Here is a 20,169-nt window from a genome sequence, read left to right as displayed (position 1 = left end):
GGTGTGCTCCGGTTAAGCGCGGTCGGCCACGCGTTCGCCCATGATGCCGGACGGGCGCAGGGTCAACACGAGGATCAGCACCACGAAGGCGAAGATGTCCTGGTAGTGGCTGCCGAGGAAGCCGCCGGTCAGGTCGCCGATATAGCCGGCGCCCAGCGCTTCGATGATGCCGAGCAGGAGGCCACCGAGCATGGCGCCATAAATATTGCCGATGCCGCCCAGCACCGCGGCACAGAACGCCTTCAGGCCCGGCAGCACGCCCATCGTGAACGTGATCGACGCATAGTTAGCGCCCCACATCACGCCGGCGACGGCGGCCAGCGCCGCCCCGATGGCGAAGGTCGCGACAATCACGCGGTTCGAATCGACGCCCATCAGGCCAGCCACGCGGGGGTTCTCGGCCACGGCGCGCATCGCGCGGCCCATTTTGGTGCGCTCGACCAGCAGCACGAGGCCACCCATTGCCAGCGCAGCCAGTACCAGCAGCAGCACCTGGGTTTGCGAAATCATGGCGCCGCCGATCATGATCGGTTCGGACGACAGCAGTTGCGGGAACGGCAGCGGGCTGCGGCCCCAGATCATCATCGCGAACGTCTGCAGCAGGATCGAGATGCCGATCGCCGTGATCAGCGGCGCCAGGCGCGGCGCATTGCGCAGGCGGCGATAGGCGATGCGTTCGATCAGGATATTGACCAACATGGTGACGGGAATGGCGCCGAGGATCGCCAGCGCCAGTTGCACATAGCCAGGCAGGCCAGGCACATAGGCTTCAAGCAATTGCAGGATGGTCAGGCCAATCATCGCGCCGACCATCAGCACGTCGCCGTGGGCGAAATTGATCAGGTTGAGAACGCCATACACCATCGTGTAGCCGAGCGCGACCAGCGCATACATACTGCCGAGCACGAGCCCGTTCAGTAGTTGTTGGATAAAGGTTTCCATCGTTCCGCCTGTTGTGCAATAACAAAAAACGGCACGCCGGGATATCCCGAGGTGCCGCTCATGGTCTGAAGCCGCTGCTTTACCGTAGTGTGCGGCCGAACAACGCGCCGCTCAGCGCATCGCCACGACAATTCCGAGCGCCGCCATCATAGCTTGGCTGCCGGAAAACTAACAACGGTAAATGGCGGCAGTAGCAAATTTTTGCTTTCTGCCGGAACGAAAAATAATGTTCAGCCTTCGGCCTTGAAGGCCACTTGCCGAACGCCGTCCAGCCCTTTCGGCAGCGGGAACGTCACGTTCTCTTCGACGCCTTCGAGGGCGCGCACACTGGCCGCGCCCAGTTGCTTGAGGCGATCGATCACGGCTTGCACCAGCACCTCGGGCGCCGACGCGCCGGCGGTGACGCCGATGCGTTTCTTGCCATCGATCCAGGCCGGATCGATGGCGGCCGCGTTATCGATCATGTAGGCAGGCGTCCCCATCTTGTCAGCCACTTCGCGCAGGCGGTTCGAGTTGGAGCTGTTCGGGCTGCCGACGACGATCACCACTTCCACCTGCGGCGCCAGGAACTTGACGGCTTCCTGGCGGTTGGTGGTGGCGTAGCAGATATCGCCCTTCTTCGGCTCGATGATGTTCGGGAAGCGCACCTTGAGCGCCTCGATGATGTCGGCCGTGTCGTCGACCGACAGCGTGGTCTGCGACACGTAGGCGAGCAGGTCCGGATTGCGGACCTGCAGGTTCTCGACATCGGCGACCGTCTCGACCAGGTGCATGCCTTCTTCGGCCTGCCCCATCGTGCCTTCGACTTCCGGGTGGCCATCGTGACCGATCATGATGATCTCGGCGCCGAGCTTGCGCATCTTGGCCACTTCGACGTGCACCTTGGTCACCAGCGGACAAGTAGCGTCGAAGATCGTCAGGCCGCGCGCTTCGGCGTCGGCCCGGACCGCTTTCGACACACCGTGGGCCGAAAACACCAGCGTGTTACCGGGCGGGACGTCTTCAAGCTGTTCGATGAAGATCGCGCCCTTGGTGCGCAGGTCGGCCACAACGTACGCGTTGTGGACGATTTCATGGCGCACATAGATCGGGGCGCCGAATTGGGTCAGGGCGCGCTCGACGATTTCGATGGCGCGGTCCACGCCGGCGCAAAAGCCGCGCGGCTGGGCAAGCAGAATCTCATTTTCCATAGTCTTCCTTTACAGCACCGAGATCAGTTTCACTTCGAACTGGAGCGCCCGGCCAGCCATCGGATGGTTGAAGTCGAACAGGGCCGAGTCCTCGCGCATTTCAAGCAGCACACCGGCAAACCGGCCGCCCTTCGGCGCATTGAATTCGACCACTTCGCCGACCAGGTAATCGGCACCCGGCACCGAATTGTCTTCCAGCGTCGCTTTGGACACCGACTGGATCAGTTCCGGGTTACGTTCACCGAACGCTTCCTGCGCACTGAGCTCGAAGGTCTGGTGCGTGCCTTCGGGCAGGCCGAGCAGGCGTTCTTCGAGGAACGGTGCCAGTTGGCCCTGACCCAGCATCAGCGTTGCCGGCGTGCCGTTGAAGGTGGTGATCACATCAGAACCACCGGCAACAGCCAGACGGTAATGCAGGGTCAGGTATGAGGATTCATTGACGACAGGAGCAGCGTTGGCCATGTTCTTTGCGACGTTTCGTATGAGTGCGGGCAGCCCCGGTAGGGGAGGGTAGGAAGGGCCTGTTGCCAGAACCCCTCCCCCCTAAGAACCGTGCTTGCGACTTTCACCGCACACGGCTCAAGCTTAATAAAAGTTCCTATGCAGGAACCGGTTTAACAACTTGCAAATTTCGGCTATGCACGCGGGCATGGCAGTTGGGGTGCAATAATACGCGATTTCTAAGGGCCTCGGAGCCGCCCGCCACCCGGTACTCAATGTGGTGGTCATGCCAGCCGGTTTCCATGTTCATCTCATATCCGCACAACGCACACATGCCGCGTTGGTTCATGTACAACGTCGCCAGCTCCTTCCGGTAACTAATGTTCTTCAACATTCGCTTCCGTCGGAGGTCTTCGCCGTACTCTTCCCATTGCGGATCGAAGGGATGGAACTCCCCTTTGATCTTTTTGTGGCGTTCGATGGGAGTACCCGCGAGCGAGTACAGTTCCATCACCTGTTTGCTACCATCCTTCGCAACAACGTCCGCAGCAAACACCCAATTTCGTCCGCCGACTGACCGCCAATATTTCTGGCGAATCCACCCGGCGTTCTTGTTGGGATGCCTTCGCTTGGCCCACCGCATTAGCCGCCATAACAACAACGACTCCATGCGCGAGAACGCTTCCTTGGCCACGACGGGGCTGTGGTATTGCGCCCAGCCCCGTAGCATCGGGTTCAGCAGTTGGATCAGATCCTGCTGCCTTACCATCAAATGTTCGCCGATGACCTTCCTCAACTTTTCATAAAACGCTTCCACGTTCTTTTTACTCGGCTTGATGAGCAGTTTCCCCTCATACTTCCGGAAATTCCACCCAAGGAAGTCAAAACCTTGGTCGATGTGCACAATTTTGGTCTTTGCCTGAGACAGTCGCAATCCTCGTACTGCGAGGAAGCTTTCTACCCAAGGCCGAATCTCAACGTCCAGCAGCTCTTGCGAGGCGCCGGACACTACGAAATCGTCCGCGTATCGTATGACACCAACTTTTAGCTTTTCGACTTTTGACTTACCGACTTGCGCACCGAGGTACTCGATCAGTTTCGTCTCCAATCCATTTAGCGTCCAATTTGCCAATGCAGGGCTGATGATGCCGCCCTGCGGCGTTCCTGCTGTGGTTGCCCTCAACTGCGCCCGGTCAACTACTCCAGACTTCAACCACTTCCGAAGGATCGTCTTGTCCATGCGAACGTTGTCGATCAGCCAGTCGTGATTAATGTTGTCGAAGAAGCCTTCGATGTCAGCATCAAACACCCATTGCGCCGAAACCTTCCGACACGTCTGGAGAAAGATTTGTGACATCGCGTCAGCTGTGGAGCGGCTCTTCCTAAACCCATACGAGTTCGGGTCGCTCACAGTTTCAAGAACCGGGTCGAGCGCCAGCAGGTGTAACGCCTGCATGGCTCGATCTTTCATGGTCGGGATGCCCAAGGGACGTTCCTTTCCATTGGCCTTGGGTATATAGACCCTCCTTAGTGGCAGGGGCCGATACCGACGCTTCTCCAACCGCGCAATCGCTGCAAATTTCTGCAGCGGCGTATCCCATAGCTGCTGATCTACGCCTGCGGTACGCTTGCCTTGATTCTCCGTCACTCGTTTGACTGCCAGCGCTTTCGCGCTGAACGAGCGGGTCAGCCACCGTTGCAGGGATTTCACCCGTCGCCAGTCGCCTTCCTGTGTTGCCTTCGTTAGACGAATCTGCATGACTCTCACGTTCTTCTGCACACGCCGCCAATCAATGGCAGCCCATTCAGTAGGAACAAGCGAGGACGCAGAATCGAAACTATTTTCGATTACTTTCATTGCCGAGCCTCGTCGTAGTGATGCCCGCCGAGGACGTAGCTCTCCCCCGAAGGAAAGAACTGCATCCCTTCGGGGCGAATTTGTCTACTTGTCTATGTAGTCGCTGAACGACTATTGCACCAGATGGAAGTCTGCCCGTTTTCACGGTAGGACAAAGTTTGAATCCATATCCGACCCATTACAGGCCAGCGTTCGCTTTTTCCATCCTCCCATACCCGCTCCGCCGTGGGCTTCCCTTACGGGTTGCTTGCCCGCCCCGATGTTCTGAGGCAGGCGGCGAAACGGGCTTACCACGTTCCCTGCGATACCAGCACGGCCTAATTGCACCGCACATGACTGTTTAGGGTCTGACTCTCCCCCGGTGGTTTGATAACGACGTGCCCCCAGTTTGCACAGGGGCATCCAACCACGCACCTTTTTGGTCCAGGCCAACAGCAGATTGGGCCTGTTAATAGTCACGAGGGTTCAACCGTCAGTTCACTTTATGTTACCCATGCAGCCTCACCTAGCCCCTTAACCGCCTTTCTGCTGGCAGTCTCCACGCATCCATTCACATGGGGAGCGCGCTGCTTGCGCAGGGGTACATTGTCATCGAAGCTTCACACCCCTCCGTTACCAGAGACGCATGTCCGACTAGGTGACAAGTGGTCGTACACCCGGTCACAGCCTCTAATGTTCCAGAGGTGTGACAAGGCATCGCAGAACTTGTGCGATCTTGTTGGTCATCCTTGTTTGATCTGGCCGCAGATGGCCATTCCCTACTCCTGCTGATCCGAGGATCGCCGCATAAGTTCGTCTGGAAAATTTTCTAGAACTGTAGCGACGAAGCAACGTTTATTTCCTTTATGAGCGAAATCGCGGGCTCATCGATATCGAAATAACAAGTGAAAACTTGATCTCGACGTGTCTGTGCCTAGCGTTGTTGCAGTATGGTTTTCTAGTTTTCACCCTGAATTGCAGACGCAATTAGGGAGCCCACGGCATTTATGTGTCAGTCCGAATGATTTAGTTAATTAAATCAAGGACTTGCCGAGTGACTTGCAAGGTAGGTACAACTTCTAATGCTTGCCGTAGAACGGCGATCGCGACTACGTGTCGCACGCAAACCGCTATTGTAAGCCACGCGCGCACCTTGCGCCCGGGCTGCCTCTTTTTTTGGCGAGGAATCACGATGGGCATTTGTGACTGGCCTGAGCAGGACCGCCCCCGCGAGCGCTTGCTGCGCGACGGTCCGGCGGCATTGACAGACACCGAATTGCTGGCAATCTTCCTGCGCGTTGGCGTGGCGGGGAAAAGCGCCGTGACGCTGGCGGGCGACACCCTCGCCCACTTCGGCTCGCTGCAGCGGCTGCTGCATGCCGATGCCGGCGAGTTCGGACAGCTGCACGGGCTCGGGCCGGCCAAGTATGCGCAGCTCCAGGCGGCGCTGGAGCTGGCACGGCGCGCGGTAGCCGAGCAGTTCCGGCGCGAGGCGCTGTGTTCGCCTGAAGCGGTGCGGCATTATCTGCGCAGCCATTTTGCGCTGCGCACCCATGAATCGTTCATCGTGATCTTTCTGGATATAAAAAACCGCCTGATCAACTGCGATGACATGTTCAGGGGCACGCTGACGCATACCAGTGTCTACCCGCGCGAAGTCGTCAAGGCAGCGCTGCGGCGCAATGCGGCGGCCGTGATCCTGGCGCACAACCATCCGTCCGGCGTGGCCGAGCCCAGCGATGCGGATCTGCGGCTCACGGACGCGCTGACGCAGGCGCTGTCACTGGTCGAAATCCGGGTGCTGGACCATTTCGTGGTGGCCGGCAACCAGGTGTATTCGTTTGCCGAGAATGGGCAGTTGTGACGGATTTGCCACCAGCGCGCCGCTCTGTCATTGGCATAAATTACAGCGCGTAAACAGGGGCTTACCCGTGTGCATAGAGCGATTTGCGCGATTGTTAAATTTTTTATTATCCTTAATTAACCATTGTTTTTCGCAAGTGATTGATTCCGCTTCATTTTTCGCGCTATACTCTCGTTTTTCCAGTCCTGGAACATATTTAAGGAGTGCACTATGGCACGTGTTTGCCAAGTAACCGGCAAGGGTGTGATGGTTGGTAACAACGTCTCCCACGCTAACAACAAAACGAAGCGTCGTTTCCTGCCTAACCTGCAGAATCGTCGTATCTACGTCGAATCCGAAAACCGCTGGGTTTCGCTGCGTTTGTCGAACGCCGGCCTGCGCCTGATTGACAAGCTCGGCATCGATGCCGTGCTGGTCGACATGCGTGCTCGTGGCGAAAAAGTTTAATTAGGGAGCTATCATGGCAAAAACTGGCCGCGACAAAATCAAGCTGGAATCGACTGCAGGTACGGGTCACTTCTACACCACCACCAAGAACAAGCGCACGATGCCGGCGAAAATGGAAATTACCAAATTCGACCCTAAGGCACGTAAGCACGTGATCTACAAAGAAACCAAGATCAAGTAATTGATCCTGTTGTCTTTCAAAAAGCCGCCGGCGCAAGCCTGGCGGCTTTTTTTATGGGTGACCACCGTCCGCGTTACCATGGCGGAATGACAAGCTCGTCCCTGCCCTCCCTCTCTCCCGACACCGACCGCCTGGATGCCCTCGATGTGCTGCGCGGCTTTGCGCTGATCGGCATCTGCGTCGCCAACGTCGAATTTTTCAACCGGCCCGTGGTCGAATCAGGACAAGGCATCCCGGCTGGCCTGCATGGCCTGGATTGGTTTGTCGCGTTCCTCGTCGCCTATCTGGTCAGCGGCAAGTTCTGGACGATCTTTTCGCTGCTGTTCGGCATGGGCTTCGCGCTGATGCTCGAGCGCGCCCGCGTGGCCGGGCGGCCATTCGCGCCAACCTACGCCCGCCGGGTCGGCGTACTGCTGGCGATCGGGCTGCTGCACCACACCTTGCTGTGGAGCGGCGATATCCTGATCAGCTATGCGGTCGGCGCGCTCGCGCTGATGCTCGCCCTGCTGGCGCCGGCGCGGGTGCTCGTGGCCGCATTCATTGCCTGCGCCGCACTGCCCCAGATTCCCGGCATGGGCTGGCTGGGCTGGCTGCTAGGACCCGTCATCCTGGCGGCGCTGGTTGCGCTATACCTGCGCGCGCGGCAAGCGTGGCTGTTTCCGCTGCTGACGATCGGCGCCGGTGTGTTGATGCTGGCGGCGGCATGGGGCAGCAAGGGCGACGACACGACGATGCTGGCCGCGATCGGCGCCATCTTTTTGGTGCTGGGCCTGCTCGCCTGCTGGCGCGGGCCATCGGAACAAAAGCCGCTGCGCATCGGTCTCCAGATCGTACTGCTGACCTATTGTCTGATCGCAGTGGAAGCCGGCGTGCGGCACGTTGGACCTGCGGTTGCCCAGATGACGAGCGCCAGCGCCGGGAACGCCGAGGTACGCACCGACAATAGCCGCACGCTGCGCTACCGCGAGCAGGTCGCGCGCAGCGTCGAAGAACGCACCGTACTGACCCAGGGCAGCTATCGCGATGCAGTAGCGATGCGCTTCAAGCAACTGGCCGAACGCATGCGTGACGAAATCGGCTTCTCGGTCCTGCTGGTGGGCGTGTTCCTGATTGGCGTCTGGTTCGTGCGATCCGGCGTAATCGCGCGCGCAGCCGGGCACAAGCCGCTATACCGACGGCTGGCCATCATCGGTATCCCGCTGGGCGTCGGACTCGGCCTGCTCGGCAGCCTGATTGCGACCGGCCGGCCGCCTGGGGTCGACGACGGCGGCCATGATCTTGCCTACGCCCTGCTGTCGCTGGGCAGTCTGCCAGCTGCGCTTGGTTACATCGGCGCTGTCATGCTAATGCTGAACAGCCATAGCGCCCTGGCAAAAATCCGCCTGCTGGCGCCGTTCGGGCGCATGGCTCTAAGCAATTACCTGATGCAGTCCCTCGTGTTCTCACTGTTGTTTTATGCCCACGGAATGGGACTGTGGGGGATGGCACGAACGGCGCAAGTAGGCATCGCGCTGGGATTATGCGTTCTGCAGATCGGTCTGAGTCACTGGTGGCTCGCGCGTCACCAATACGGCCCGGTCGAATGGGCCTGGCGCGCCCTGACCTACCTGACCTTGCCCCCGATGCGCATAAAAAGCCGGGGTCAGGTCTGACATTCAGACACGATCTCGACAGTCGTAGTCGCAAAAGCGGGGGTCGGGTCTGACATTTGGACACGGTCTCGACAGTCAAGTAGTCGAGAACCGCTGACGCCGTGTCGTGCTACAAATGCACGACCCACCATCGAAGTGATTAAGGCTGAGGTTGTGTCCGAATGTCAGACCTGACCCCGGCTGTGTAGGCGTTAGGGCTGAGATCGTGTCCGAATGTCAGACCTGACCCCGGCTGTGTGACCCCGGCTGTTTAAGTGAATGATGCAGGGCTGACCAAATGCAAAACGGCTCCCGAGGGAGCCGTTCTTTCAAGCCGCTGATACAGGATCAGGCATAGGTACGCAGGCGCAGCGAAAACTCTTGCAACGCCTTGATGCCTGATGCTTCGGCGCGGTTGCACCAGTCTTGCAACTGATGCAGCAACTGATCGCGGGTGTGGTGCGAACGCTCCCAGATTGCGCCCAGTTCCACGCGCATATTGTGCATGGTCTCAAGCGCTTTGCTGTGCTGGAACAGCTCGATCAGCTGCTCTTTCTGCGACAACTCGAGCTTGGCCGGTTCGCGCTGCATCAGCTTGCGCGAGCTTTTCAGGAAGCGCGTTTCCAGGCCACTTGCATGCTTGCGCTGCTCAAATTCCTCATGGAACGCGTGACGCACCGATTTTGCATACTTGGCCATCACGTCGTAACGGTTGGCGATTACCGATTGCAGCGTATCGAAGTCGGCCTGGTCCTTGTTCTTGGCCAGTTTCGGCTTCGGCGCCACTTTCTTGACCTTGGCCAGACCCACCATCTCGAGCATGCGGATATAACCCCAGCCCAGGTCGAACTCATACCACTTGCTCGACAGCTTGGCCGACGTGGCATACGTGTGGTGGTTGTTGTGCAGCTCTTCGCCGCCAATCAGGATGCCCCAAGGGAAGATGTTGGTCGCGGCATCGCTGCAATCGAAATTGCGGTAGCCCCACCAGTGGCCCAGGCCATTGATGATGCCGGCAGCAGTGATCGGAATCCACATCATCTGCACGGCCCAGACCGACAAGCCGATGATGCCGAACAGCGCAACGTTGATCACGAGCATGGCGACGATGCCCATCATGCTGCGGCCTGTGTACACATGGCGCTCGATCCAGTCGTCCGGGGTGCCATGGCCATACTTGTCCATGGTTTCCTGAACCTTGCTCTCGGCGCGGTACAGCTCGGCGCCTTCGAACAGCACCTTGCGGATGCCGCGCGTTTGCGGGCTGTGCGGATCTTCTTCGGTGTCGCACTTGGCGTGGTGCTTGCGGTGGATCGATGCCCACTCTTTCGTGACCTGACCAGTGGTCAGCCACAGCCAGAAGCGGAAGAAGTGACTTGGAATCGGGTGCAGGTCAAGCGCGCGGTGCGCCTGGTGGCGGTGCAGGTACACGGTGACGCTGATGATGGTGATGTGCGTGACCACCAGCGTGTACAGAACGACTTCCCATGCCGAAAAATCCAGCAGGCCGGTCGACAAGAACGACAGCACAGCGTGCAAAGTGTCGTTAAAGAAATTCATTCAGTCTCCAATGCAGGGCTTGTATGACGACGATCAGGAAGATCGCACATGCATAACCCTTGCATTTTACGTGTTTCTACTGCCACACGGCAGCAACACGCCTTCAATTTTTGCCTAAATCCGCGCCAGTCTGTTTTACGCCACCTTCGGTAGCGTCTGGTGCACCCTGCGGCGTGCGCGCCATCATCGACGTGATGTGCGCATCGAGCAGGCGCGTGTCCATCGAAGGATGGCCGAGCTTGATCGTGCCCGCGTGTACCAGCGCGTAAATCTTGCGGTTGACTTCCGAGATCGGTCCGCCCTGCCCGTTTTCCGGGTCGCCCAGGAAGAAACCGACTTCCAGCTCGTAGCCATCGGCGACAAATGCCGTCAGCAGCACGTTCGGGGCCGGTGTTTCCAGGACGCGGTCAACGCCCTTCGGTTGCTCTTCCAGCAACGGCATCACCACCGCCAGATCGCTGTCATACGACACGACCAGCTTGGTGACGGCGCGCACGTTCTTGTTTGTCACCGACTGGTTCAGCACCACGCCGGTAATCAACATCTCGTTCGGCAACAGGGTCTGCGTACCGTCGGCGCTACGCAACACCGTGTAGCGCGTATTGATGCGCGAAACCTTGCCGGAATACTTGTCGAGCGTGATCGGATCGCCAATCGCCAGGCTGCGCTCGAACAGGATGATGAAACCGGATACGTAATTACTGGCAATCCGCTGCATGCCCAGACCCAGACCCACACCGAGCGCGCCGCCAAACACCGACAGCACGGTCAGGTCCAGTCCCGCCAGAGACAGGCTGAACAACACGGCAACGAGGATCAGCGCAGCCCGGCCCACACGCGCCAACGCGACGCGCAGCGACGAGTGCATGCGCTCGACATGCATCAGCCGTTCTTCAAGCGCCGCGCCGGCCCATAGCGCCAGGATCATCAGCACGACGATCGACACGACGCCCTGCAACAGGTCGAGCAGCGAGGTTGTCTTTGCACCCACCGGCAGCATGGTCGTTTCGAGGGCACGCAACACGTCCGGCAAGATGCCGGTCAGGTGGAGCGCCACGATGATCCAGGCCGTGAAGGCAAACACGCGCTCGAACGTCTGCAGTGCTTCGCCCACCTGGCCACGGCGTGCGAACGCGCGCCGCAGCAGGTAGAAGAAGGTGCGGATCACCGCCAGCGACACGAACAGCGGCAGCGCCACGCGCAGCAGGTTCACGGTCTGGAAGTGTTCCAGGATGACCTTGCTCAGAGACAGCAGCGCCACAGTCAACAGCGGCCCGAGCACACGGGCAACGCCGCCCAGCCCGACACGCATCAAGCGGCCCTGTTCATCGCGGTTCTTGAGTAGCGACCGCCCGATCAACCCTGCCAACCCCCAGCCCACTGCCACGCAGAAGACGATGGCAAGCGCCTGCCACAACAGGGCAGGATTGCGCGCGTCGACAGTCAGGACATTCCAGAGGTCGGACAAGGGCATCGCAGGGTTTCCTTATTCGTCGTCGGTCGCCGTCACGTCGGCATCGGCATCGGCCTTGACTGGCGCAGCCTTGACCAGCGCCTTGCGTTGCAGCACGGCGGCGAAGAAGCCATCGGTCTGATGCTTGTGCGGCAAGAGCTTGAGGTACTTGTCCATCTCGAGCGGAATCTTTTGCTCGGCCAGCACCTGGCTCATCGGCACCAGATCGAAATCAGGGTGCGTCGCCAGGAAGCCTTCGACGATGACGTCGTTCTCTTCATCCAGCAGGCTGCAGGTGGCGTACACGAGGCGGCCACCGTTCTTGACCAGGCGCGCAGCACCGTCCAGGATCGCGGCCTGCTTTTCCTGCATCTCGGCGATGGCGCCCAGTTGCTGACGCCACTTGACGTCCGGATTGCGGCGCAAGGTGCCCAGACCCGAGCATGGCGCATCGACCAGCACGCGGTCGATCTTGCCGGCCAGGCGCTTGACCTTGGCATCGCGCTCGTGCGCGATCAGCACCGGATGCACGTTCGACAAACCGCTGCGCGCCATGCGCGGCTTCAGTTTGGCCAGGCGCTTTTCGGACACGTCGAATGCATACAGGCGACCCGTATTGCGCATCAGGGCGCCCAGTGCCAGCGTCTTGCCGCCGGCGCCGGCGCAAAAGTCGACCACCATCTCGCCGCGGCGCGCGCCGACGATCTGCGACAGCACCTGGCTGCCCTCGTCCTGCACTTCGATCGCGCCTTCCTTGAACAGCGGCAGGTTTTGCAGCGCAGGCTTTTGCTTGACGCGCAAGCCCAGCGGTGCGTACGGCATCGGCTCGGCGATGATCGGCGCTTCGAGCAGCGTGGCGATGACCGCGTCGCGCTCGGCCTTGATCGAATTGACACGCAGGTCCAGCGGCGCAGGCGTATTGAGCACCGCGGCCAGTTCCAGTGCTTCGGCTTCGCCGAACTGGGCCACCAGCTTGTCGTACAGCCATTGCGGCAGGTTCGCTTGCACCGGACCTGGCAGCAACGTGCGGTCGACTTCCTTGATACGGGTCAGGAAGTGGGTTTCGTCTTCGGTCAGGCCACCGATCGAATCGATGCCGGCCGTCTCGGCCAGGCCCAGCAGCGCCAGGCGGCGCATCGACGGCGTGCTGCCATGACCGGCGAAATCGGTGAAGAACGACTTGTTACGCAGCACCGAATACACGGCTTCGGCAATCACGCCACGCTCACGGCCGCCAAAACGCGGGTTGTCCTTGAAGAAACGCGACAGGGTGACGTCGGCTGGCGATGTAAAACGGAGAATCTCGCGCAAGACTTCTTCGGTCTTGGCGACGATCGCTGGAGGCAATCTCATGTAAATCCTTGGGTTGTAAACTGCTTACTTAAAACAATGCGTTCTAAATACTGAGGGTGTCGAAGCTGGGCTCGACAATGCGCACCGCGCCATCTTCGATGACCAGACGGTCTTCGACGAACAGGCGCACCGCGCGCGGATAAATCTTGTGTTCTTCGACCAGCAGGCGGGTAGCGAGCGTGGCTTCGGTATCGCCCGGCAGCACGGGAATGCGCGCCTGCAATACCGCCGGACCGTGATCGAGTTCGGCCGTGACGAAGTGGACTGTTGCGCCATGTTCGACACACCCGGCGTCAAGCGCCTGCTGGTGCGTGTGCAATCCCGGGAACAGCGGCAGCAGCGACGGGTGAATATTGAGCATCCGCCCGGCATAATGCTCGACGAATGGCGCCGTCAGGATGCGCATGAAACCGGCCAGCACGACCAGGTCGGGCTCGAAGACGTCGATGGTTTCCTGCAGCTTGGCGTCGAATTCAGCGCGGCTGGCGAATGTCTTGCTCGGCACCACCGCAGTGGGAATGCCGCGCGCCTGCGCAAATGCCAGGCCGCCGGCGTCGGGTTTGTTGCTGATGACGGCGGCGATACGGGCTGGCCAACCTTCGGCATCAAGCGCTCGCACGACCGCTTCCATATTGCTTCCGCGGCCCGAAATCAGGATCACGATATTTTTCATAGGCGGCATTGTACCGTAACGACGGGCACCAAATGCTGCCTTTGGTCCTGGCTCAGGCGGTCGGCGGCACCGTTGCGAACGAGTAGAACACGCGGAACGGCACCTTCTTTTCGGCCCAGAATTCGGCCGCATCTCGAAACACGTCAAGCAGGTTTTCGCGGGCTTCCTTGTCGAATTTCTGGGCGCTTGGCAGCTGCTCCAGCACCACGATAAAGCCCGGCTGGGGGCCGGCTTCGTGGACGGTTTCGGTCAGGCATTTGCGCAGCGCGTCGAAGTTCTTGCTGCACGGTTTTGGGAAATAAAACTGTTCGCCGATTCGGGCGCAGACTTGTTGTTTGGTGAGCGTGTTGGCGCAATGTGCGTACAGAAAATGATGTCCGAGTTGCCCCGCCTCCTGTTGCAGATCGCCAACGTTAAACGCGCGGATCGCTTGCACAATATTCGGCGCCACTCTCATCAACAAACTCATTTTTTCCTCAAGTTGACCTGTCAATAACGCGCCATGGCGCAACCCGTCGCGACGCCATGGGGCGTTGCTGCCGCTTTCCTCGCTGTCGTTGCTATACGCCAATAAGTCCATGATTTGTGTAAGGGTAACGTTTTGTGGTATTGGAAGCAACCCAAATGTGCATTGCGAATAGTCATTTGTAAGAATCGGTACCGGCCTGGCTGGCGCAAAACCAGGGCAAATCGGGCCTGATTCATTCTGGCGCGCTTCCACAGTCGGGCAATCGGCTGTTACATTTTGTTGCCACGGGGACTCGATGTGTTTTTGCGATCGGCGTACTATCAAGACTTGAACGCATACTGTATTTATTGTCGTATTTAACGTTGCACCACTGAACGAGGACCATCATGAAATTCCAAGCCAAACTGATCATCGCGGCCCTGGGTGTGGCCACCCTGCCGCTCGCGCAGGCTGCCGACTTTGAAGATTTCGGCCGGGTGGTGCGCGTCGAACCGCGCGTCGAACAAGTCCGCACCCCGCGCCAGGAATGCCGCACCGAATACGTGCAAGTGCCAGTGCAGCAAGAACGGAATGCGGGCGGCACGATCGTTGGCGGCATCGCCGGCGCGCTGCTGGGCAGCCAGATTGGCAGCGGCAACGGTAAAGTGGCCGCGTCGGCCGCAGGCGCCATCGCCGGCGCCATGGTAGGCGACCGTGTCCAGAACAATGGCCGCCAGGGCAGCAGCGTGCAAGAACAAGCGGTGCAGCAATGCCGCACCGTGGAAGCGATCGAATCGCGCACCTCGGGCTACAACGTGACCTACGAATACCGTGGCCAGAACTATACGTCGCTGATGCGCAATGATCCGGGCAACCGCGTGCGCCTGCGCGTATCGGTCCAGCCACTGGACAGCTACAACGACGGCCAGGCCTATAGCCAGTACCAGCGTTAAACATCGGCATCATTCAGTAACGACAACGCGGCCCCGGTGGCCGCGTTGTCGTATGCAGGGCGCCGATCGTGGGCCGAGCTTGCGCTGCGGGAACGCAACCGCCGATAATAGGACGATTCCATCAGGCAGTCTTATGCTCATCAAACGCAAATCCATCGAACAGGCCGAGTCGTCGCGCCGCCCTTCCCGCAAGCCCAAGTACGCGCCCGTCACGCTGTCCGAACAGGAAGGCGTACGCTACCTGCATTTCGGTACCGAATGGGTCCAGGGCGCCATGCGCATCCGCAAGCCCGACTGGCCGGAACTCGAGTACGCGCAGCAGATGATGGCCTGGATGCTGTTCATCGAGTCGCCACGTGCCATCGGCCAGCTCGGCCTGGGCGCGGCCACGATGACCAAGTTCTGCTACCGCCAGTTCCCCGAGGCGACGGTCACCGCCATCGAGCTGAACCCGTCGGTGATCGCCATCTGCAACTCGATGTTCAAGCTGCCGGGCCTGGACGAGCGCCTGACTGTGCTCGAAATGGATGCGCTGGACTTCGTCGAAGACCCGCAGCACCACGGCGCGTTCGACGTACTGCAATGTGACCTGTACGACGCCACCGCACGCGGCCCGGTGCTCGACACGCCGGAGTTTTACGTGGCCTGCGCCAATTGCCTGACCGACGACGGCATCATGACCGTCAACCTGTTCGGCGACCACCCGAGCTTTGCCAAGAACCTCAAGGCCATGAAGTTCGCCTTCGGCCACGTATTGTGTCTGCCCGAGGTGCACGATGGTAATGTGGTCGCGCTCTGCTTCAAAATCCGACCGCTACTTGACGAGGACGCGCTGACCAAACGGGCGGCGCAGATCAAACTCCAGACCAAGCTGCCCGCTGCGTCCTGGGTCAAGGGATTGTTCGCCACCGATTGATTTGCCAAGGGCCACCGTGAACGCCATCCTGCAAAAACCCGCCAGTCTGCGCAAGCTCGACCTGCAATCGATTTTTTCGTGGCTGCTGGCCGACGGGATTGTCACGAAGGACAACGTCAAGGCCCAATTCGCCCAGGCCCAGGGCATTCTCAAGAATGCACCGGGCACGATGCACCCGCTCACGGCGGTGGCGCAATGCAAGCTCGTTTCAGAATTGCCCCCCAATCGCCTGCTCACGCTGGACGTGCTGACCGAATGGTGCGCCGCCAAGGTCGGCCTGCCCTTCATCCGCATCGATCCGCTCAAGATCGATTTCACGAAAGTGGCCGACGTGATGTCGGCCGGCTACGCGGCGCGCTTCAATATTCTGCCCGTCGAAATGACGGCGACAACGCTGGTGGTGGCCACGGCCGACCCATCGCTGACGGAATGGGAAGCCGAGATCGCAAAAGTCGCGCGGCGCCGCATCGAGCTGGTGCTGGCCAATCCGCTCGACATCGCACAGTACATTTCGCAGTTCTTCGCGCTGGCCAAATCGATCCGCGACGCCAACCGCAGCAGTGGCCAAGACGTCGCGATGCGCAACAATTTCGAGCAGCTGGTCGAAATGGGCAAGGCGAACAAGCAGTTCGATGCCAATGACCAGCACATCGTCAATATCGTCGACTGGCTGTGGGGTTACGCCTTCGAGCAGCGCGCCTCGGATATTCATTTGGAACCGAAGCGTGAACTTGCTGTCGTACGTTTTCGCATCGACGGCGTGCTGCACCAGGTGTACCAGGTGCCGGCCGTGGTCATGATTGCAATGACGGCGCGGATCAAACTGCTGGGACGCATGGACGTGATCGAAAAGCGCCGCCCGCAAGATGGCCGCATCAAAACCCGCACCGCCGGCGGCCAGGAAGTCGAATTGCGCCTGTCGACGATGCCCACCGCGTTCGGGGAAAAGCTCGTGATGCGTATTTTCGACCCTGAAGTCGTCGTCAAGACATTGCCCGAGCTGGGCTTTCCGGCTGACGACGCCCTGCGCTGGGATCGCCTGACCAAGCGCCCGCACGGCATCATCCTCGTGACCGGCCCGACCGGCTCGGGCAAGACGACGACGCTGTACACGACGCTCAAGGCGCTGGCGACGAGTGAAGTCAATGTCTGCACGGTGGAAGACCCGATCGAAATGGTCGAGCCGGCCTTCAACCAGATGCAGGTACAGCCGGGGATCGATCTGTCGTTTGCCGATGGCGTGCGCTCGTTGATGCGCCAGGATCCGGACATCATCATGGTCGGCGAGATCCGCGACCTGCCGACAGCCGAAATGGCGATCCAGGCGGCGCTGACGGGACACCTGGTGTTCTCGACGCTGCACACGAACGACGCGCCATCGGCGGTCATGCGCCTGATCGAACTGGGCGTGCCGGATTACCTGCTCGAAGCCACCCTGATCGGCGTGATGGCCCAGCGCCTGGTGCGCACGCTCTGCCCTGCCTGCAAGGAACCCGGTGGCGAATTGAGCGACGATGTGTGGGACAGCGTTGGGGGTGCGTGGAAGATTCCGAAGCCTGCGGTCGCGTATCGGCCCATCGGTTGTCCGGAATGCCGCCAGACCGGCTATCGGGGGCGGACAGGGATTTATGAGCTATTGAGCGTGAGTGAGGGGTTTGGCAAGCTGATGCGTGGTGCCGGCGACCTGGTGGCGCTGCGTCAGCAAAGCGTTCTGGATGGGATGAAGCCGCTGCGCATTGCCGGGGCGATGAAGGTGGTGGAAGGCGTGACCACAGCGGACGAGGTGCTGAAGGTGACGTCGGCCTTGTCCTGAGTGGTTCTTCGCAGAAATTTATGCGACAGGCCTAGCGCGATGCCGGATCGCCCGCTATAATGCTGCCTCCTTGGGTCGTTAGCTCAGCTGGTAGAGCAGCGGACTTTTAATCCGTTGGTCGCAGGTTCGAATCCCGCACGGCCTACCAAGAATCATCAGAAAGCCCACGAATCTCGGTTCGTGGGCTTTTTGCATTCTGGCTACGCTTTGGTCGCTTGGGAAAACGTCTGGCCTCGCCAAGTCCATTGGGGTTGCCTGTGCGCGACCCAAATTGGATAAGCCATCGACGCGCCATCGCATCTCTGCATCTAACTCCATGGTCAAACTCCCGGTAACCGTCACCTATATAAAAACCCGACATCAATGGGATAAGAACACCTTGCCGAGCCACTCAGCCAAAGAAAAATTAATTAATACGAAGGATTTCTGGGCATAGGTTTCAATACATCCTTGAGGACATTTATATTTCCACATAAAAATATCACTAAATATCACTTAGTCAGATTTTGGATTGATTCAATAGCACCGCTAATAGAATTCATTTATCAAAACTTCGCAAGCAATTTGGAATACGGAGATATGTGAAAGTTGCCGAAAGTTAATCGATGCGGTTGATCGAGAAAAATCCATTACCTTCCATTTTGATATTGAATAAATCAGTTAAAATTCGGCGGATTCCATTTTGTAAAGACAGGCATGCCTAAATATTCCGTCGCCATTGCTCTGATCGTCATGAGCCTTCCTTTGGTCGCCTGCAAACCCAAAGCATCCTCGCCAAACTCAGATGCTCCAGTTACTACGGTGACCTCATCCCAAGGCACGAATGGCACGACTGCCGCACCGGTTACCGGCGGCACGCCAGCATCCCAGGCACAATTCGATATCGAAAAAGTCCCAGTCAGCAGCGGTGTGATGCCACCCTTCCCTTATCTCGAATATCCTTCAGGTCTCAGCGAGGAGGGTCGTTTTACTACCAAGGCGAATTTTGACTCGCTCCATGTCGTCGTTGGAAAGCAACTCAGGAAAGTGGAAGGTCGTGTCGAATCACACAAGTTTTACCTCAGTGATGTGAACATGAGCGAAGCGGAAGCGCGACGAAACTACGAAAACCTGATCGCACAAATGGGCGGTGTAAAGGTCAACAGTGCGACACCTTCGGAACTGGCTCCCCCCTTAAGCGCGGAAAATTCTGCAAACGAGCAGAAAACCCGCTTCGCGGACTTGGGTATGACTTACGACGTCTATTTGGTACGAAAACCTGACCAGCTAGTGTGGATCGTGCTCATGTCGGGCAGAAGCGCTGTCAGCACACTCGTAGTAGCAGAACAGCCATTCAAGCAGACGATCTCCTTTGTCACGGCCGATGCAATGCAAAGCCAACTGGCTTCGGCCGGCCACGTCGCACTGTATATCAACTTCGATACGGACAAGGCTGCCATTCGCCCGGATGGTCGGCCAGCAGTAGACGAGATCGCCAAACTTCTGGAGAAGGACCCTTCCCTCAAGCTGACCATCGAAGGCCATACGGATAATGTTGGCGATCCGGCCCACCACAAGGCCTTGTCACAGCAGCGAGCGGACGCCGTGATGGGCTCGCTGCTTGCCGGGGGCATTTCCAAGGACCGCCTGAATGCCGTGGGTCTGGGCGATGCCAAGCCGGTGGCTGATAACCAGGACGATACGGGTCGCGCCAAAAACCGACGCGTCGAACTGGTCAAGCGTACCTGATGCGTGGGCAGACCAACTGCCCCCATCCATTCCAGACGCTATTCATCAAAGGAACGACATGAAACACGGATTGAAACTTGCCGGCATGATCGCTGCCATCGCCCTGCATCTTCCAGCGCATGCCGATGAGAAGTTGGACATGCTAAAGAAAGTGAACATCGATGGATGCATGAGTGTTATCCAGATAGACGAAGATGCGCCCAAGGATCCCAAGCTGGCCAAGCCTTATTGCACATGTGTCTATGAGACGCACTTCAACAACTTCACCAAGCCAGAACTTGCCAGCATGTTTTTGGGTACGCCGGCACCCCCGAACCTGGACAAGAATGTGCAGATCCGGCTTCAGGCAGCCATCAAGGAGTGCCGCAAGAAAATCGGTGCCTGATCGTCACGGTGTCTCGCCACAAGGCGGGCCCGAACCTTCGTGTCCGGGCAGGCCGATGTCGCACTGGATGACGTCAGAGGATCGCCACAGCGCCGCCGCCAAGCCGACTACTAAAATTTGTTGCTGTAAAGAGGGCGTTACGAGAAATCGTGACGCCCTCTTTGTTTCGGCGCGTCCGATTTTTACAACGACTCCACCGTGGAGCCCTAGCGCCTAAGGGCCAGGCATACACATCTTGGCTGGTGTGCAGCGACACGTCGCACGGCCTTGCGTCTCGTCAGTAAGTTCCCTCAACTCAATAACTACAGTCAGAAGTTCGTCGCACGTTCAGGCGTGCTCGCGTCACAACGCGCG

General features: G+C 59.1%; 18 protein-coding genes and 1 tRNA gene. 10 read left to right on the top strand and 9 right to left on the bottom strand.

All coding sequences use genetic code 11. The features are described 5' to 3' along the window. Nucleotides 1–12 precede the first annotated feature (12 nt). The 4 genes from AC56LN_RS03015 to ltrA form a co-directional block, all read right to left on the bottom strand. Nucleotides 13–942, bottom strand: coding sequence for a branched-chain amino acid ABC transporter permease (locus AC56LN_RS03015; RefSeq protein ID WP_499569880.1), 930 nt, complete (start codon nt 940–942; stop codon nt 13–15). A gap of 230 nt (nt 943–1,172) precedes the next feature. Continuing rightward, nucleotides 1,173–2,132 (bottom strand): 4-hydroxy-3-methylbut-2-enyl diphosphate reductase, encoded by a 960-nt coding sequence (gene ispH, locus AC56LN_RS03010; protein WP_499569879.1) that lies wholly within the window; start codon nt 2,130–2,132, stop codon nt 1,173–1,175. Between the two features lie 9 nt (nt 2,133–2,141). Then, nucleotides 2,142–2,594, bottom strand: coding sequence for an FKBP-type peptidyl-prolyl cis-trans isomerase (locus tag AC56LN_RS03005; RefSeq protein WP_499569878.1), 453 nt, complete (start codon nt 2,592–2,594; stop codon nt 2,142–2,144). Between the two features lie 136 nt (nt 2,595–2,730). Then, a complete protein-coding gene (gene ltrA, locus AC56LN_RS03000) occupies nt 2,731–4,431 on the bottom strand; it encodes a group II intron reverse transcriptase/maturase (RefSeq protein WP_499569877.1) in 1,701 nt (566 codons plus the stop codon). A gap of 1,171 nt (nt 4,432–5,602) precedes the next feature. Between ltrA and radC the strand changes: the two genes are divergently transcribed. The 4 genes from radC to AC56LN_RS02980 all read left to right on the top strand — a co-directional run bounded on the left by radC (nt 5,603) and on the right by AC56LN_RS02980 (nt 8,554). Then, nucleotides 5,603–6,274, top strand: coding sequence for a RadC family protein (radC, locus tag AC56LN_RS02995; RefSeq protein WP_499569876.1), 672 nt, complete (start codon nt 5,603–5,605; stop codon nt 6,272–6,274). Nucleotides 6,275–6,484: 210 nt separating this feature from the next. Then, nucleotides 6,485–6,721 (top strand): 50S ribosomal protein L28, encoded by a 237-nt coding sequence (gene rpmB / locus AC56LN_RS02990; RefSeq protein WP_183555830.1) that lies wholly within the window; start codon nt 6,485–6,487, stop codon nt 6,719–6,721. Nucleotides 6,722–6,734: 13 nt separating this feature from the next. Beyond that, nucleotides 6,735–6,902: a 50S ribosomal protein L33 gene (rpmG, locus tag AC56LN_RS02985; protein ID WP_005665735.1), complete on the top strand. Its 168-nt coding sequence runs from the start codon at nt 6,735–6,737 to the stop codon at nt 6,900–6,902. Between the two features lie 86 nt (nt 6,903–6,988). Further along, on the top strand, nt 6,989–8,554 hold the full coding sequence (locus AC56LN_RS02980; protein ID WP_499569875.1) for a DUF418 domain-containing protein: 1,566 nt from the start codon (nt 6,989–6,991) through the stop codon (nt 8,552–8,554). Nucleotides 8,555–8,881: 327 nt separating this feature from the next. Here the strand turns inward: AC56LN_RS02980 and AC56LN_RS02975 are convergent, their stop codons facing one another. The 5 genes from AC56LN_RS02975 to AC56LN_RS02955 form a co-directional block, all read right to left on the bottom strand. Next, nucleotides 8,882–10,093, bottom strand: a complete 1,212-nt coding sequence (locus AC56LN_RS02975) for a DesA family fatty acid desaturase (protein WP_482899899.1) — start codon at nt 10,091–10,093, stop codon at nt 8,882–8,884. 103 nt (nt 10,094–10,196) lie between these two features. After that, entirely contained in the window at nt 10,197–11,567 is a 1,371-nt protein-coding gene (locus AC56LN_RS02970; RefSeq protein WP_499569874.1) for a mechanosensitive ion channel family protein, read from the bottom strand. Nucleotides 11,568–11,579: 12 nt separating this feature from the next. Beyond that, on the bottom strand, nt 11,580–12,899 hold the full coding sequence (locus AC56LN_RS02965) for an RsmB/NOP family class I SAM-dependent RNA methyltransferase (protein ID WP_499569873.1): 1,320 nt from the start codon (nt 12,897–12,899) through the stop codon (nt 11,580–11,582). A 43-nt stretch (nt 12,900–12,942) separates the two neighbouring features. Further along, on the bottom strand, nt 12,943–13,572 hold the full coding sequence (gene purN, locus AC56LN_RS02960) for a phosphoribosylglycinamide formyltransferase (protein ID WP_499569872.1): 630 nt from the start codon (nt 13,570–13,572) through the stop codon (nt 12,943–12,945). 52 nt (nt 13,573–13,624) lie between these two features. Continuing rightward, complete coding sequence (locus AC56LN_RS02955; RefSeq protein ID WP_499569871.1) at nt 13,625–14,152, bottom strand: barstar family protein; 528 nt, start codon at nt 14,150–14,152, stop codon at nt 13,625–13,627. 275 nt (nt 14,153–14,427) lie between these two features. Here AC56LN_RS02955 and AC56LN_RS02950 point away from each other — a divergent pair, with 275 nt between their 5' ends. The 6 genes from AC56LN_RS02950 to AC56LN_RS02925 all read left to right on the top strand — a co-directional run bounded on the left by AC56LN_RS02950 (nt 14,428) and on the right by AC56LN_RS02925 (nt 19,815). After that, complete coding sequence (locus AC56LN_RS02950) at nt 14,428–14,973, top strand: glycine zipper 2TM domain-containing protein (protein WP_499569869.1); 546 nt, start codon at nt 14,428–14,430, stop codon at nt 14,971–14,973. A gap of 133 nt (nt 14,974–15,106) precedes the next feature. Next, the gene (locus AC56LN_RS02945; protein ID WP_499569868.1) at nt 15,107–15,889 is read left to right on the top strand and encodes a spermine/spermidine synthase domain-containing protein; all 783 of its coding nucleotides are present in this window, start codon (nt 15,107–15,109) and stop codon (nt 15,887–15,889) included. 16 nt (nt 15,890–15,905) lie between these two features. Next, entirely contained in the window at nt 15,906–17,702 is a 1,797-nt protein-coding gene (tfpB, locus tag AC56LN_RS02940) for a type IV pilus assembly ATPase TfpB (protein ID WP_499569867.1), read from the top strand. Nucleotides 17,703–17,774: 72 nt separating this feature from the next. After that, nucleotides 17,775–17,850: transfer RNA gene (locus AC56LN_RS02935), tRNA-Lys, on the top strand. A gap of 548 nt (nt 17,851–18,398) precedes the next feature. Further along, a complete protein-coding gene (locus AC56LN_RS02930) occupies nt 18,399–19,430 on the top strand; it encodes an OmpA family protein (protein ID WP_499569866.1) in 1,032 nt (343 codons plus the stop codon). 58 nt (nt 19,431–19,488) lie between these two features. Beyond that, the gene (locus tag AC56LN_RS02925; protein WP_499569864.1) at nt 19,489–19,815 is read left to right on the top strand and encodes a hypothetical protein; all 327 of its coding nucleotides are present in this window, start codon (nt 19,489–19,491) and stop codon (nt 19,813–19,815) included. Nucleotides 19,816–20,169: the final 354 nt, after the last annotated feature.

This window comes from Telluria sp. ZT3P26 (genome assembly GCF_059686035.1).
The sequence above is the reverse complement of the archived record's forward strand: the minus strand, read 5'-3'. Positions and strand labels throughout refer to the sequence as shown.